At 47.2% G+C, this 16364-nt stretch carries 14 protein-coding genes; 6 read left to right on the top strand and 8 right to left on the bottom strand.

The window, feature by feature from the left end:
• Positions 1–316 precede the first annotated feature (316 nt).
• Positions 317–574, bottom strand: coding sequence for a helix-turn-helix transcriptional regulator (locus tag QUA99_RS06835; RefSeq protein ID WP_333240579.1), 258 nt, complete (start codon positions 572–574; stop codon positions 317–319).
• Between the two features lie 151 nt (positions 575–725).
• Between QUA99_RS06835 and QUA99_RS06830 the strand changes: the two genes are divergently transcribed.
• A complete protein-coding gene (locus QUA99_RS06830; protein ID WP_333240576.1) occupies positions 726–1136 on the top strand; it encodes a hypothetical protein in 411 nt (136 codons plus the stop codon).
• A gap of 158 nt (positions 1137–1294) precedes the next feature.
• Here the strand turns inward: QUA99_RS06830 and QUA99_RS06825 are convergent, their stop codons facing one another.
• Both QUA99_RS06825 and QUA99_RS06820 read right to left on the bottom strand, forming a co-directional pair.
• Positions 1295–3100, bottom strand: a complete 1806-nt coding sequence (locus QUA99_RS06825) for a glycosyltransferase family 39 protein (RefSeq protein ID WP_333240574.1) — start codon at positions 3098–3100, stop codon at positions 1295–1297.
• A gap of 200 nt (positions 3101–3300) precedes the next feature.
• A complete protein-coding gene (locus tag QUA99_RS06820) occupies positions 3301–4515 on the bottom strand; it encodes a glycosyltransferase (protein WP_333240571.1) in 1215 nt (404 codons plus the stop codon).
• Positions 4516–4655: 140 nt separating this feature from the next.
• On the opposite strand from QUA99_RS06820, the gene cofH reads away from it, so the two are divergent.
• Entirely contained in the window at positions 4656–5801 is a 1146-nt protein-coding gene (gene cofH / locus QUA99_RS06815; protein WP_333240569.1) for a 7,8-didemethyl-8-hydroxy-5-deazariboflavin synthase subunit CofH, read from the top strand.
• A gap of 44 nt (positions 5802–5845) precedes the next feature.
• Here cofH and QUA99_RS06810 read toward each other — a convergent pair whose 3' ends face one another.
• Complete coding sequence (locus QUA99_RS06810; RefSeq protein WP_333240566.1) at positions 5846–6487, bottom strand: Uma2 family endonuclease; 642 nt, start codon at positions 6485–6487, stop codon at positions 5846–5848.
• Between the two features lie 166 nt (positions 6488–6653).
• The gene (locus QUA99_RS06805) at positions 6654–6917 is read right to left on the bottom strand and encodes a hypothetical protein (RefSeq protein WP_333078990.1); all 264 of its coding nucleotides are present in this window, start codon (positions 6915–6917) and stop codon (positions 6654–6656) included.
• A gap of 218 nt (positions 6918–7135) precedes the next feature.
• Here QUA99_RS06805 and QUA99_RS06800 point away from each other — a divergent pair, with 218 nt between their 5' ends.
• Positions 7136–7378 carry a helix-turn-helix transcriptional regulator gene (locus QUA99_RS06800; protein ID WP_333240563.1) on the top strand — a complete coding sequence of 81 codons (243 nt, stop codon included), beginning with the start codon at positions 7136–7138 and terminating at the stop codon, positions 7376–7378.
• Positions 7379–7409: 31 nt separating this feature from the next.
• Here the strand turns inward: QUA99_RS06800 and QUA99_RS06795 are convergent, their stop codons facing one another.
• A complete protein-coding gene (locus QUA99_RS06795; RefSeq protein WP_333240561.1) occupies positions 7410–7724 on the bottom strand; it encodes a hypothetical protein in 315 nt (104 codons plus the stop codon).
• 253 nt (positions 7725–7977) lie between these two features.
• Positions 7978–9216 carry an LL-diaminopimelate aminotransferase gene (locus QUA99_RS06790; protein WP_015176997.1) on the bottom strand — a complete coding sequence of 413 codons (1239 nt, stop codon included), beginning with the start codon at positions 9214–9216 and terminating at the stop codon, positions 7978–7980.
• Positions 9217–9420: 204 nt separating this feature from the next.
• On the opposite strand from QUA99_RS06790, the gene QUA99_RS06785 reads away from it, so the two are divergent.
• Together QUA99_RS06785 and QUA99_RS06780 are read left to right on the top strand one after the other, a co-directional pair.
• On the top strand, positions 9421–10512 hold the full coding sequence (locus tag QUA99_RS06785) for a hypothetical protein (protein WP_333240558.1): 1092 nt from the start codon (positions 9421–9423) through the stop codon (positions 10510–10512).
• Between the two features lie 325 nt (positions 10513–10837).
• Positions 10838–12607: a DUF3352 domain-containing protein gene (locus QUA99_RS06780; protein WP_333240555.1), complete on the top strand. Its 1770-nt coding sequence runs from the start codon at positions 10838–10840 to the stop codon at positions 12605–12607.
• Positions 12608–13196: 589 nt separating this feature from the next.
• On the opposite strand, the gene QUA99_RS06775 is transcribed toward QUA99_RS06780, so the two are convergent.
• Entirely contained in the window at positions 13197–13391 is a 195-nt protein-coding gene (locus QUA99_RS06775; protein ID WP_333240553.1) for a hypothetical protein, read from the bottom strand.
• A 538-nt stretch (positions 13392–13929) separates the two neighbouring features.
• Here QUA99_RS06775 and QUA99_RS06770 point away from each other — a divergent pair.
• Positions 13930–16364, top strand: a 2435-nt coding sequence (locus tag QUA99_RS06770; RefSeq protein ID WP_333460323.1) for a two-partner secretion domain-containing protein, incomplete at its 3' end; no start/stop codon positions are given.

Genomic DNA, 16364 nt, shown 5'->3' with positions numbered 1-16364 from the left:
CGCAGCCAAAGGACACAACAGTGTTGTGTCCCTACAGATTAATATTTATTGTACCATTTGTAGGGACACGGCACTGCCGTGTCCTTGGGGGAAATCGGATGATAATTGTTATATTTAAGGACTTAAACCTGCCAATTCACAAACAATCGCGTGTCTCGCAGCCAAAGGACACAACAGTGTTGTGTCCCTACAGATTAATATTTATTGTACCATTTGTAGGGACACGGCACTGCCGTGTCCTTGGGGGAAATCAGTATTATTAAAATTGCTTATTTTAATTATTTTAATCGAAAGTGCGATCGACCGATCCATCCCCCTATGACTCCTCCTCATCTACTCGCCGACTGAGATAATCCGGCAAGTCATCAAAAGATACCCCCACCAAACGGCAAAAATCCCTCATTTGCCGAACAGTCATCGTAGGTTCGTCTCCCTTTTCCCATCGCCGCACCGACGAAGCCGACACCCCCATCCGCACAGCCAACTCTTCTTGGCTCAAATTAGCGTCCTCCCGCAGTCTCCGAAAAGGCAACTCTTTTTCTGGTTGCCGTTGACGTTGCCTTTTTTTTACCATATTATTATAACAGATTAAATTAACCGCTCAATTTAAGCGCTTAATTAGCTTGTAATAGGCACAGCCATAGCCAGAACAGACTGCACTAAAAATAAAAGGTGCAATTCTGTCACATTCCTATGGGCAAACATACCCAATTTACAATACAGCCATGAACGCACCAGAAACTCCCAATGCCTGGATTATTTACCGACTGCTGCCCAACTTTCAGCGCTTACCCGTCGCGCAATTTCGCAGCCGCAGCGAAGCAGAATCTTCCCTGAAAGTCATCCGGCAAATGCTACCCAATACCGAATTAATACTTGCTTTCGAGGTTGGGCCAGAAAATCCAACTACCGAACTCAATCAGCCCCCGGCTAAAGAACAAAACTTGCAAACTTCAGTTAACCGAGAACTCTTGAAACTTTTCATTATCAGTTCTCGTCCTGTTGTTTCCCGCGTCATTCATTCTTTTCACCGCGATAATTTTGCCTGCGTTTCTGACTGGAGTCCGCTTGTCCCAACTCAAAATCCAGGTGAAGTGATGAGCGTCTTAATTAAACATTTTGCCGCTGATTCTTAGTGAAGGTCTAGTTCCCGCCTTTGTAGGGGCAATCTCGCCGTGGTTGCCCCTTTTTTTTACGCATCAATGCCAAAGAAACCGGGTTTTTCACCATTATTTAAGGCAGGGATGCAGTATTTTCGCAAAAAACCCGGTTTCTGCGTCTAAGACTGACTTACCTATGACCTAGAACAATGATAAACTTGATATTCATACCCATCTACCGCAGGTAAATCCCGAGATTCAAGCTGACACTTTTGTGCTGCTAGATTGACAGGTACGCGAAAATTAACCAACCACAAATCAAGCGGGCGTTCTAATTGACTGAGTGTTTTGTCAAGTTTCCCTGCCGCTATTTCCGGCGCATCCCTTCTCTGTTTAACTAAAAGAAACTGTGGAGAATCCGATGTTTTAACGTCCTCCTTCTTCCCTCTTCCTTCTTCCCTCTTCCCTCTTCCTTCTTCCCTCTTCCTTCTTCCTTCTTCCTTCTTCCTTCTTTCCCATTCCCACCCTATCCCCATCAACTCTCCTATTTCTACATGAGTCTTTTGAGTAGTGGCAATTAGCACGGGAACTTTCGATACTTCGCGCATAATCGGAATTAAAATATCTGGTTTGTAATATTTGCGATAGCCGAGATTGGAATTTACTGTGACACCGCTTGCTAAACCCATTGCTAAAATTAGGAGAACTGCTTTTTTGCCCGGAACTTCGATCGCCCGAAAATTAAACCATTGACTTTTTGCTGTAGGTGTGTTATAAATAACCGCCAAGGTTGCTCCTAACAGCAATATTACTCCCGGAAAGTAGACGAAATTGTATCGAGCGCCGCGAGTTAGGTCAATCCCGAGAATATATGCAAAGCTGAAAAATAGGAAAATTGCTCCTAGCACAAATCCGCCAAAAATAACAGTACCTAGACGAGTATCGCTTGTTTTTAATGAAGTTTTAAGAGCGCCTCGCAGCAGGGGAAGCACCAATATAAAAAATATTGTCATTGCGATCGCCGATGCAACTACTACTGCCAAATTTGGCGATTCAACGGGCAGCAGAGAGATGACAGTGATCCATCCAGCTAAAGCTTGAAAAATCGGATTAACCCAACTTAAAAATGTGCGATCGCCACTGACAATCCAATTAGTTAATTCGCTGCCGTATTTATTCGACAAAAATACCGGCAGCCAAACTAAACCGCCAGCCAAAGTGCCGAGGGCTACTGCGAAAAGCCGCCAGAGGATTTGAAATTGCCAAATATTAGGCTGCTGGCTGTTGGAAATTGGCAGCTTCCCATTAAACTGTTGCCAGATTACAGCAATTAATGCTATTGCTTCGGCACACAAAGTCAGTGTAAAAAAGTAGTGAACGGCAATTCCCAGACAGTTAATGGCTACCCAAAGCAATAACACCCAAACAGGCATAGGAGCGCGATTTTGCAGCTTTTTTACAGCTAATGTCAAGCAAAAAAGAGAGGCAATAACTAATAAAATTCCTAAAGTGTAATGGCGAGCTTCTTGAGCGAGATAGATGCCGTAGGGAGACACTGCCATCATTGCGGCCGCACATTGACCGACTAAACGCGAACTAAAAGCAAACTTGCCCAAAAAGTAGATAGCTGGAACTGAAATCACGCCCAATAATGCAGGAAGAGCTCGCCCTATCCAAACTAAAGTATCCTCGGTCGGCCCAAACAGTCGCATCCACCAGTGGGCGAGCATAAAATACACTGGTGGATGGTTGCTTTCTAGCAGCAAATTGCGGAGCACGTCGGCGGTGTCAGCATCGGGGCGCAATTGTAGCGGTTGTAATAATGTAGAAAGATCGATCGCGCGATCGATCGGCACACCGCGAAAACTGTTGCCCAAACTAAACACTAGAGTGGAAAACTCGTCAGTCCACAGCGGTTTCGAGTCCAAATTGGCAAAGCGCAAAATAAAGGCGAGCGCCGTCCACAGAAATAGCAACAACAGTTGTTTTTTATTAATCATTAATTCAGTCAATCAATTTGAGATTTGAGATTTGAGATTTTAGAATTGAAGCATTGAAGCATTGACCCCACGGATGAATCCGGGGGCTTGTATCCTGGATGCTTGATTGTCATTCAAAGGCATAGGGCAGGAGAGCAATTTGTCATTAGCCATCAGTCATTTTATCCATTATCAATTACCAATTACCCATTTCCCATTACCTACTTCACGTCCGTCACCCGCCAACTGAGCTTCATATTGATCCAGAAATTCCACAGAGTCACAGTTGCGATCGCAATCAACTTAGCGAAATATTCGTTTACATTAAAAACATTAAACAGCAAATTTACCAGCAGCACATTCATCATCAAGCCCATCAAACAAATCACATTAAATTTCAACAGCCGTTTCAAGCGCTGGCGCGATCCTGGCTGCCCCTTAGAAATATCACCAAAAGTCCACAAATCGTTCCACAAAAAATTATTGATAATTGCCACTTCAGCAGAAAAGATGGCACTGCGAGTCAGCCCCAAACCGAGGACAGTCCGCAGCAGGTAAAAAACTCCCATATCCACAAACACGCCGCTGAAACCAACCGCGCCAAACCGCAGGAATCGGCCCATCGGCCAGCGGGCAAAGCGCAATCTGAGCAAGTGCCGCAAATACTCAATATACTGTTTCCAGGTAACTTTGCTCTCCCCTTCTTGCCGCTCCTGAAACACGTAACCAACTTCTCCAATCCAGCGGATATCGCCTCTGCCGAGCACTTCAATCAATATTTTGTAACCAGCAGGATTCATGGTTTTGCCGGCTATGCAAGTGCGGCGCACCATAAAATAGCCGCTCATCGGATCGGAAACTCGGCCCACGACTCCGGGCAGTATAATTAATCCCAAAGTTTGAGCGCCCCGCGATAAAAATCGCCTGACAACGCTCCAGTCGCTCACCCCGCCCTCGCCCACGTGGCGGCTCGCAGCAGCTAAATCTGCTCCCCGCTGAATTTCTGCTAAAAGCTGCAACAGCGTCTCCGGGGGATGCTGCAAGTCGGCATCGATGACGCCCAAAACCTCACCGCGAGCGACCTGCCACCCGCGAATTACCGCTGTGGAAAGTCCCCGCTCCTCTTCCCGGCGCATCACCCGCAATTGCGGATATTCCGGTGTCAGGGACAGGGCGACTTCCCAGGTGCGATCGGGGCTGTCGTCATCGACTACAATTAATTCGTAGTCGCCGGGAATGATGCGATCGAGCAATTGAGTCAATTGTTCCACCATACTCCTGATATTCTTGCACTCGTTGTAGGTGGGAATGACGAGGGAAAAATAAATTTCCGGTGTGGGCGCGTTTGTAAAAGTTGAACCGAAAGTCTGTAAAGCAGGAATTTGCAAAGGCCCAGACGGCACTGACAAGACCTGATTTTCTTGGTTGATTCCCATAATTTCAGTTCCCAGAAAGTCAAGGAGAGTTTGGTAACACTTGAGATTGTAAAATATCGTTCCTCTAGAATTGATTGGTTAAAATATAAAAATGCCTTTATTCTAGTCAGTAATTCTGTAATTGAGTTAAAAAGAAAACTGTGGATGCAATTCTCGATCGAGCTTTACAAGGTTACAACATCTCTTCTGCAGAAGCCTTGGTACTTTTGCAGCAAACAGAGCCAGACGCGCGAACTTCTATTCAAACAACCGCTGACTTGCTCCGCCGCCGGCAATCAGGGGATACTGTCACCTACGTGATCAACCGCAATATTAACTTCACCAATATTTGCGAGCAGCATTGCAGTTTTTGTGCATTCCGCCGCGACGAAGGAGATGAGGGCGCTTTTTGGTTAGATGCAGCTCAAATTCAGGAAAAGGCAACTGATGCAGTGCAGCGGGATGCAACGGAAATTTGTATGCAGGGAGGCTTAAATCTTCAAGCTAAGCTCAACGGCGCATCTTTGCCTTATTATCTGCAATTGGTGAAAACCATTAAGGATAAGTTTCCGCAGTTGCACTTGCACGCTTTTTCGCCGCAAGAAATAGAATTTATTGCCAGAGAAGATAATCTGAGTTTCAGCTATGTAATTTCGGCTTTGCAGGATGCGGGAGTCGGTTCGATGCCGGGAACCGCTGCGGAAGTTCTCGACGATTCTGTGCGACGGGTAATTTGCCCGGAAAAACTAAATTCGGCAACTTGGCTGGAAATTGTGGGAACTGCTCACAGTCTGGGTTTGCCGACAACGAGTACGATGCTTTGCGGGCATATTGAGACGGCCGAACAGCAGGTTTTGCATTTAGAAAAAGTGCGATCGCTCCAACAAACTGCGATCGACCAAGACTATCGGGCACGCATTACAGAATTTATTTTACTACCATTTGTCGGAAAGGAAGCACCAGCACCTTTGCGGAGTCGAGTCGGCCGCGACCAACCAGTTTTAGCAGATACATTGTTACTCACCGCTGTATCGAGAATCTTCTTGGGAAATTTGATTTCCAATCACCAACCGAGTTGGGTAAAATTAGGTTTAGATGGAGCTACAGAAGCGCTGAAATGGGGCTGCAACGACATCGGCGGTACATTGATGGAAGAGCACATTACAACGATGGCCGGTGCGGTTGGCGGCAGTTGTCAATCTGTGGAAGATTTGCAAAATGCGATTCGTTCTTTGGGGCGGGATTATCAGCAAAGAGATACAATTTATCGACCTTTAGGGGTTGACAATTTTGCAGTAACTGTGTAATTTTTTGGATGCGAAGTGCGAAGTGCGTAACGTCTCCTACGAGTTTAGCCGATCGCACTTTCCAATTCTTCTAGCGCTTGACAACTTCCTACCTGCAAAGCACGTTCCACTGTAGCAGGAATTATCTGGGCGATCGCGATTTCTGGAAAATTCGGACTAATATTTGATTCTACATACTCTCCATTTTGCAGCAAATAAATGCGAAGTCTGCCGCTGTCGTAAACCCACACTTCTGGAACTCCAATAATTTTATAGGCATCGAGCTTAGTTTTAGAAGTAACATCCGTCTCAATTGCTAAATCGGGCGGCGGATCGTCCGGCAAAAGTCGGCGGCGATTAATCATCCGCTGATAATTTAGAATATAAAAGCAAGCATCAGGTTCAACTCCTGCTGCACCTTCCCGCTTGAAAGTAGTAGAACCAAAGGGTTCATATCTTCTGCCCGCTGACTTGAGTAAAATTTTTACAATATCGGAAATTAAATCTTTCGGCCTTTCGTGTTCGGGTAAGGGAACCATGATTTCTAAGGTACTGTTGCTGTAGGCAATTCTGGTTCTTCGCTTTTCTCCTAATTCCTGCAAAATCGACTCAAATTCCAGCCAAGTTATATTGGGAATAGTTACGACACTGCCGGGAGAAAGTGTTATTTGGCTAACGGGTTTTAGGACGGGGGTGATAACAATCATAAGTTGAATTGCAAGCTAGTTATTAAGTTTGTGCCAAGGGCAGGCAGGATGCCTACCCCACAAGAGTTTTTGGATATATCTGTTGAGTTTAGCACGGGCAACGAGAAGAGATTCGCGATCGCACTTTTGACTCAATTCTAGAAAGATCGATCGCACATTTATGACTTCATTGCAGCCGGATTAACTTGACTAAAAGACTCATGATTTCTCCCTGTTCGGGTGTAATAATGATGCGATTGTCGGGAATGGCGATCGGATGAGTCCAACGAACAGCTTCTTCGTAGCGCAAGGCGTGCAGTTGGTGGATAGTGCGCCGTACCCCCAGCGGCGAACCGATGATGACGTGACGGACTGCTTCGCGATCGGCCTCAAAGGTTTGGTTGGTTAAAACATTGGGCGATGTTTGGTTCGATGATGAATCTTGCAACATGGCTTTGACTAATAATTTTGGATTGGTTTGATGCTTTGTAACGGTAAAACCGCGTACAATTTCTAATGAAAGAAAAGACCGCTATTCCCGTAAAGCACAATTTGTTAAAGCAATACTATCTGATGTTTCTGTATTTGCCTAGAGCAAATCAATTTAGGGTAAGCGTAAATCAATTTAGGGTAAGCGTAAATCAATTTACGGTCAGGGTCAATTAGCTTATGGAAATGTTTAAAAAATTCGAGCGGTCGCCACTCAAAAGACTCCGAGTTAAACGGTTTATGACTCAAAAACAGCTAGGAAAAGCACTTGGAGTTACGGAAATGACGGTAAGCAACTGGGAATCCGGGCGATCTGTACCGAAGCTAACGCCTGTTCAATACAAGAAGTTGCTAGAGATTCTGCAAATTACCTCTGCTGAATTACCAGACCAATTTGGTTTTCCTAGCGATACTGATGGATAGAAAATGGAATATTATAATTGAGGCGTTTTATTTAAACGAACTCATACAATGTTTTGAAAAAAAAAGGAATGTGACACTTAACATCGCTACTTTGCTCTGAATAAAATCTCCCAATTTCTAACGATAGTTGCTCTCTAAATACCCAATCTTCCCGGCTAAAGTCACCAAAGGGCTTAATTTGATGCCAATAATCCTTAGCTTTTTTAATTGTCAGCAAAACTGCGATCGACTGGTTCTTATGCGTTTCATCTAGAGCATTTTGAAACCGCTCTTTCCACGAAGCCTGAAATGCTGTAATTTCGGTACAATCTAATCCCGAACAGTAACTAATGTAGTTGAGCCACAATCATTTTAGATGATAACTCACATTTTTTACTATTTTCAAGAACAGGGTTTCCGGCCTGTCCCACAACATATTAAATTAATGCTTTTTCGTTGATTCCGGCAGTCCGCCAGGGGTTGAAACCCCTGTCTCAAAGCTAAAGTCCTCTTCAGAGGACTAATGAGTTTTTCAGTCCTCTTCAGAGGACTTTCGCTATTAGCCAGGGAATTCATTCCCTGGCGGGCTGGCGGCCTTCCCGTTTAATCAGGAGATGAGATTAAACCTTAAACTTCTCCACAATCCGTCTCATCGCTTCTTCCACATTCTCCCGGCTGTTAAACGCCGAAATGCGAAAATAACCCTCACCCGCCGCACCAAAACCAGAACCCGGAGTTCCCACCACATTGCAAGTTTCCAGCAACTTTTGAAAGAAATCCCAACTCGACAAACCGTGAGGCGTTTTCACCCACACATAAGGTGCATTTTCGCCACCAAAAACCTCGATTCCCGCCGCTGTCAATTTCTCGCGAATAATCGCAGCATTTTCCATGTAAAAATTGACTAATGCCTGAATCTGTGCCTTGCCGGCCTCAGAATAAACCGCCTCTGCACCGCGCTGCACGATGTAAGAAACTCCGTTAAATTTAGTAGATTGGCGGCGGTTCCACAGCTTCCAAATTTCGACATCGGAACCATCTGCTGCTTTTCCAGTCAAAGTCTTCGGCACAACTGTTAGCGCGCAGCGAGTACCCGTAAAACCAGCATTTTTGGAAAAAGAACGAAATTCGATCGCACAATCCCGCGCCCCTTCAATTTCATAGATAGAATGCGGTAAACTCGGATCGGTAATATACGCTTCGTAAGCCGCATCGAAGAAAATAATTGAACCGTTAGCTTTAGCATAATTTACCCAAGCTTGCAAGTGTTCCTTAGTTGCAGTTGCCCCGGTCGGGTTATTCGGAAAACACAAGTAAATTAAATCGACTTTTTTGTCAGTGGGAATTTGGGCAGTAAAATTGTTTTCCGCTGTGATTGGCAGGTAAACTAAGCCGCCGTATTCGCCATTTTCGTTCGCATCTCCCGTGTGCCCAGCCATCACGTTAGTGTCTACATACACCGGATAAACTGGATCGGTAACTGCGATCGTGTTATTGTTGCCAAAGATATCGAGAATATTGCCGCAATCGCACTTAGAACCATCAGAAATAAAGATTTCCGAAGCATCAACATCGCATCCCCGCGACTTGAAATCGTGCTCGGCAATTTTCTCCCGCAGCCACTCATAACCTTGTTCCGGGCCGTACCCTTTAAAGGTATCCCGCGAACCCATGTCTTCCACCGCCTTCACCATCGCCTCCCGACAAGCAGCCGGTAATGGTTCAGTCACGTCGCCAATCCCCAGCCGGATGATGGGCGCTTCGGGATTCGCCTCCGCATAGGCTTTCACCCTGCGCCCAATTTCGGGAAACAGGTAGCCGGCTTTGAGTTTGAGGTAGTTGTCGTTGATAGTTGCCATAGTTCGATCGCTACAAATGTCGTAGAATAGCTTACTGCTAATTGGTAGTTAACTGTTGACTGTTGGCTGTTGACTGTTGGCTGTTGGCTGAAAAATCCCTGGCTTCATCCGTTGGAGTAATTCTAAAATCTAAAATTTGCAGACAATTGACAAAAAAATCAACTAGATTGTATAATTACAATAGCGTGCAGTGTAGAAACAATTATGGACGAGATCGAATATGCCAGACTGTATCAGGAACTGGCGGCAATTCTGAATGAGTTTAATTTGGGTTGGGTAGTTCAACAAGTAGCGGATACTGTAGAGATAGGCAAAGTAATAGAAGAGCGCTCGCTCAAAAGAAAAACACCTCTGCTCAAGATAGAAGATTATACCGCAAAAGAACAACTTTTGCTGTTAATTAATGCTGTCGAACAAGCGACTGTGAACACTTCCGAAATGGAAGACGAAATTGCTTATTTCTTGAAAGTAGAATCAGAAACCTCTCCCCTCGGCACAAAAATTACCTTTGCCAATTCAGGTGCCGAAACTGCCAAAACAATCGAGTTTACTTCCAACGTCACAGCCCCCCGTCACAAACAGGCGATCGCCCTCAAGCAATTGCTGGAAAAACTGCCCTCCGGGCCCAGCAACTACGCCATCAATTCCGAAATTAAAAGCAAATTAAAAAGCTCGATCGATCCCGAATTTAACACAGCGGCAGAACAATCCCGAATTTTTGACACTTACCTCTTCACTATTCTGCTAAAAGCAGTTGCTAATGAAGGCGGTACTATTTATTACAACAATGTTTTAGACGACGAAACACCGAAATATTTAACATTTAGAAAAACAGCGGGAAAAATCCACGGAACTGCGCATCCATACACTCATGCTGTTGTGGAATTTCCCGACAAACCAGCTTTGGAAGTTCACCTAGGAGTAAAAGTCCAAGGTAGAGCCGGAGTTCTGCACAACTGCAACGTTTTAATCTTGTCCCAAAAAGAAGCAAATATCTGCCGCTTGCTCAACCGCGAACCCCGGCACTCGCAAGTAATTTTAGCAGTAAAATCGGAACACAGCACCTCGGAACTAAAACTAGAAATGGCCGGTGCTTTTATCGGCTTAGCGTCAGATATTAGGTACGAAGGCGGCAGCTATTTCATTTCTAACAGTTACTCGCAACCCGTAGCAAAACTGCTAACTACAGCGCGCAAAAAATGGGAGCTCAACATTTTTCCTAGAGCCACAAACGATGTCCACAGACTGATGTACTCGTTTCAAACTATCTTTAAAGACTTTAAGGCCAGAAACTAACATCAGGGAATTGGCCAAACAGGGCATCGGGCCTAAAAGCATCGGGCATCGGGAATGGGGTATCGGGAGTAGTTAGTGTAAGACTTATGCGTAAATACCAAAGAAACCAGGTTTTTTACCAGTATTAAAGGCTCAAATCCAGTATTTAGTAAAAAAAACGGTTTCTGCGTCTAGGACTGTAGTGGTTAGCGGTTACTGGTTAGTAGTTTTTCTAATAACAAATAAAAAACAACAAATTACCAATGCCCCATGCCCCATGCCCAATCGCCCATGCCCAATCCCCAATATAATTTATGATGTTGCGAGCACCCGAACCTTACGAATAATGTTTAAGAAAGATAAATCTTCCCTGCTGTTTACGATCGGAGCCGCCACACTTCTGATCGGTTTAGGCTTTCTCACCTACTCGATCGTCATTTCCCGCGGCCCGGCCAAAGATTTGCCGGCGGGAGCAACCGTTGTCCCCCAAGATACGATGATGGCCCTATCCATCACCACCGATGAATCGCAGTGGAATAGACTGCGAGAGTTTGGCACTCCAGACTCAAAAGCTTCGTTTGAAAGGTTTTTGAGCCAAGTGCGCGATCGCCTCCTCACCAGCAACGGTTACGCCTACGGGCAAGACATTCAACCCTGGGTGGGGAATACGGCAATGGTGGCCTTTCTGCGAAACAAAATAGCCATACCAGTCCCCCCGCCCGCACCCAATGCGCCCCCGCCTCCGCCAATTCAACAGTCAGTAGCAATTATCCTGCCAATTGCCAACCCGATCAAAGCCAAAGAATTATTAGCAAAACCCAGACCCCTCAGCCAAGGAAAAATGGTTGAGCGCAATTATAAAGGGGTGCAAGTTACAGAAACTAAAGGTATGCCCGATCGCAATTTCTCAGTCGCGGTACTCGGCACAAACTATCTAGCAGTCACCACAGATCCCACCGCCACAGATCGCATCATCGACACCTACAAAGGCGAACCATCTCTGGCCAAAACCCCCGGCTATGCAGACGCCGTACAACAAATAAAAAACTCTTCAGCCTTCGCTCAAATCTACGTCAATATGCCCGTTGCAGCAGCCTTTACCGCCGCCAACTCAGCCCGCGAAATTTCGCCGGAAAACCTCGAAAGACTGCAACAAAATCAGGGATTCGCCACCACAGCTACCCTGGAGGCAGAAGGAATTGAATTCAAATCAATCTCTTGGCTGAAACCTGACTCTACCAGAAGGATACCAGTAGAAAACAACGCTCTAAAAATGGTTAACCGCCTGCCAAGCAATACCATAATGATGGTATCCGGCGGCAACTTGCAGCGTTTGTGGCAAGACTACGTATTCGGAGCCGATGCGAACCCTCTCTCGCCCATTAATCCCCAAGTTTTGCGCACAGGTTTAAAATCTACTACGGGCATGGATTTAGATAAAGACTTCATCAACTGGATGGCGGGAGAATTTTCTCTATCATTAATACCAGCCGCCGCGCAGAATCCCAAAGACAAATTTGCTGCGGGATTTGTATTTATGGTGGAAACAAACAACCGCGGCGCAGCCAACAAATCTCTCAAACAGCTTGATGAAACGATGAAAATGAAAGGGTTTAGAGTTGAAGAAATTCAAGTCGGCGGCAAACCTGGGATTAAATGGACATCGCCGTTTGGAGGGATTACGGTAACTCGCGGCTGGATGAACGATGTAGCGTTTATCACAGTAGGAGCTCCCGTGGTTGATGCGATCGTCCCGGCACCGAACAGTCCGCTTTTAAGTAGCGAACTGTTCCAGAAAACTGTACGATCGCAACTTAAACCTCACAACGGCAATTTCTTCATCGACACCGAGAGTGCCTTTAACCCGAAAAACCTAGGTTTGCCCGAGTTTCCTCCCAATCAAAAAATCTGGATAGACGCCACGCGGTCGATCGGCGTTACAGCGGCCGTCATTGGCGATCGTAGCACCCGCTACGACGCTTTTGTCGGTCTCAAAAAATCCGACAAATCCAGTCCTTCTCCCAATCCCTCACGGAGTCTTGCTTCCCCGAGCCCTGCTTCACCGAAACCTGCTTCACCGAGTCCCTCGCCCACCGTCCAAACTTCACCCAATTAACTCTTAAATCATTCCACAAATCCGCCCGCACACCCCCCTTAAACAGCAACAGGGCGATCGATTAAAACCGAAAACCAGCAGATCGAAACCGACAATAGCGGATTTTAGTGCAAGAGGGAAATTGAGCCGGATTTAAGTAGTGTTACTTCAAAAAACCTCACACTAAGAAACGCCAAAACCCGGTTTATTAAAAAAAATCGGGTTTCTGAACCCCTAAAAATTTGACTTACTTATTCTTGTCAGAATTTGAAAAGCCGGCAATTGTAGAGGCGGCTTTTTTATTTCTTTTCACTGCGAACAAATATTTTTTACCTGGATTTTCCGGTCTGTTCAGGACACAGAAACCGGTTTTTTAAACCGTCGTACTTCGTTCAAACTGTCACTCATATAAAAAAACTGGTTTCTCTACCTCGGAGTGCCTCTAGGAAGGCCGTTTTTGTTGTTTTATATGTCATGCGGCAGATACAGATAGTAGGCATTGCGAGTTATATTTAGATTGTGGAGAAGATGCGCTCGGGAAATTGCCAAGGCAAAAGCCAATTATACTCATTTAGTCCTCAACCCCATGGCAGTCAGAAACCAGGTTGCTTCATAAATATAGCGTATTCAACAGTTCCGAAAAACCTATGGAGAGCTTGGCATTCCCAGTCAGCACCTGTACCACCTCGGAACGTGCATTCAATCGTCTTAACTGACTGCGTTCATCTGCTGGTGACACCGTGATGTCAACCCCAGCATTATGCACTGTCAAAGGCGATCGACGAACGAACAGGTTTAGAGCCAAGCGTATCGCTTTCCTAACAAGCGATCGTCAACATTGACTGGGCGGGAGCATCTCATATTTGTAAAAACACTTCTTCTGGCTCCTTCCTTCTTCCTCTTTCCTCCTGCCTCTTTCCTCGCAGCAAGAGAGCCTTAAAACTCCAATTTCTAGCTTAACTGCTTTCATTGAGATGCTCCGGACTGGGCAAAGCTTACTTAGCAATAAAACTGACAGAATAGATCCCAAATACCCCTCTGAAAATGAGAGGTGTATTGGGAGCATCTCATATTTGTAAAAACACTTCTTCTGGCTCCTTCCTTCTTCCTCTTTCCCCGCAGCCTCGGGCCTACTGCCTCCTGCCTTAAAACTCCAATTTCTAGCTTAACTGCTTTCATTGAGATGCTCCCGGTGTATTTCCACTCATCTATGCAAATTGACCAGACACAGTACAGAGGTGCACAGATTTAGTGACAAAGCCGTCAACCTAAATTTTTATTACCAACCGGGTTGGTTTACATAATTCCTGTCATTCATTATATATTTTAGTCGTTAAAAACCTATGAAAACTGCCAATAATATTCAAATAAAGGCGAAATTCCTGTCTAAAGCAAACATCAGTAAACTGACACTTGCTCTGCAAATAGTATTAATAAACCTTTACTTTTTGCAAGCAAAAGCTGAAGGTCAAACCATTGTTCCAGCCGGGGACGGAACGGCCACTACCGTCACTCCCGCATCCGGGGACGGAACTCCTGGGCAGCCAACTCGCTTCGATATTCAAGGCGGACAATTATCGAGCGATCGACAAAATCTTTTCCACAGCTTTAAAGAATTCGGCTTGTCGGAAAATCAGATTGCCAACTTTATATCAAACCCCAACATTCGCAACATTTTAGCGGGCATAGGCGGCGGCAACCCCTCGATTATTAACGGCTTAATTCAAGTAACCGGCGGCAATTCTAACTTGTTTCTGATGAATCCATCCGGCATCATATTTGGCAACAGTGCCAGCTTAAACGTGCCGGCTTCTTTCACAGCAACCACCGCCACCGCTATTGGATTTGGTACTAACTCGTTTAACGCCAACGGTACTAACACTTACACATCTCTGACAGGCGCGCCCAGTTCCTTTGCTTTTGGGGCCGATCGAGCCGGGGCAATTATCAGCACGGCCGACTTAGCAGTCAAGTCAGGGCAGAACTTAACCTTGCTCGGCGGCACCGTTGTCAGCACAGGCAGCCTTTCGGCCCCAGGCGGTCAAATTACCGTAGCATCAGTCTCCGGGACAAATTTAGTGCGCGTCAGCCAGCGAGGCAATTTGCTGAGTTTGGAAATCGAGCCGCCCTCAGCAACCAGCAGCACTGGAACATCCAGCACAGCTTCTACATTCTCGATCGCATCCTTGCCCGAACTGCTCACAGGCATCGGTCAAACGAACGCTACAGGTCTCAGCGTCAATGCCAGCGGTGAAGTGGTACTCACGGCGTCTAACCTACCAGTAGCTGCAGGAGACGTTGCAGTAAAAAGTGCAAACGCTGGGGCGATCAAAATTCAAGCAGCCAATACCATTGCAGTCAGCGGAAACCTGACGAGTTCCCAAGGCGGGCAAATCGCCCTAGAAGCTAGCGGCAACATTCGCACTCTCGCCCTCGACTCCCACTCCGACACCACCGCAGGCGGCAACATCACCGTCACCAGCCGTACAGGAAAAGTAGAAACAGGCAATATCAACGCAGGGTCGATCGACAAAAACAGTAACGCCGGAGACGTTAGTATTGCAGCACCCTCAAGCAGCATTCAAACAGGGTTCATAAACGCCAACTCCGAAGAAAAACAAGGCGGCGAAGTCACCCTCAACGCCCGCAACGACATCGAAGTAACCCATATCAACACCGAAGGCAGAACAGCCGGAGGAGATATTGACATTACAACCGGCCGTTATTTCCGAGCTACAGGCACTTTCACAAACAATAACAACTGCTTGTCGCAAGCTTGCAGCATTTCCGCATCCGCGACTGGTAGCGCTAATGGTGGAGATATCACCATTCGCCACGGCGGCGAAGCCTCGAACACTCTTTTCAGCGTCGGGCCCGAGTATAACAGACTCAACGGTACTGCTGGGAGCATAGCTACTGGGAGTCAGAACAAGGAAAATGTGATTGCACAGGGAGGTTATTTCAGCCCCGACCCTCAAATAGTACAGCCGACGCAAATTAACATTACGGCTTCTTCTATCTCACCAACGCCAGCGCCGACACCAGCGCCGACACCAGCGCCGACACCAGCGCCGACACCAGCACCAGCGCCGACACCAGCGCCGACACCCGCACCCGCACCCGCACCAGCGCCGACACCAGCACCAGCACCCGCACCGACACCAGCGCCGACACCAGCACCAGCACCCGCACCGACACCAGCGCCGACACCAGCACCAGCACCAGCACCAGCACCAGCACCCGCGCCAGCACCCGCACCGACACCAGCACCGACACCCGCACCCGCACCCGCACCGACACCAGCACCGACACCAACTCGCGCACCGACTCCCGCGCCAGCACCAGCACCAGCACCAGCACCAGCACCAGCACCAGCGCCAGCACCGACACCGACTCCCGCGCCCGCACCAGCGCCCGCACCAGTACCAGCGCCAGCACCAGCGCCAGCACCAGCGCCAGCACCAGCGCCAGCACCCGCACCCGCACCCGCACCAACGCCAGCGCCCGCACCAGCGCCCGCACCAGCACCAGCGCCCGCACCAGCACCAGCGCCCGCACCAGCACCAGCACCAGCACCAGCACCAGCACCAGCACCAGCGCCAGCGCCAGCACCAGCGCCCGCACCAGCACCAGCGCCAGCGCCAGCACCAGCGCCCGCACCAGCACCAGCGCCAGCGCCCGCACCAGCGCCCGCACCCGCACCAGTCTCAAATTTGCCACCAGCACCGACAATTACTCAAAATCCAGCCCCAGTCTCAAATTTGCCACCAGCACCGAC

It is taken from the genome of Microcoleus sp. F10-B2 (assembly GCF_036704965.1).
GTDB lineage: Bacteria > Cyanobacteriota > Cyanobacteriia > Cyanobacteriales > Microcoleaceae > Microcoleus.
The sequence above is the reverse complement of the archived record's forward strand: the minus strand, read 5'-3'. Positions and strand labels throughout refer to the sequence as shown.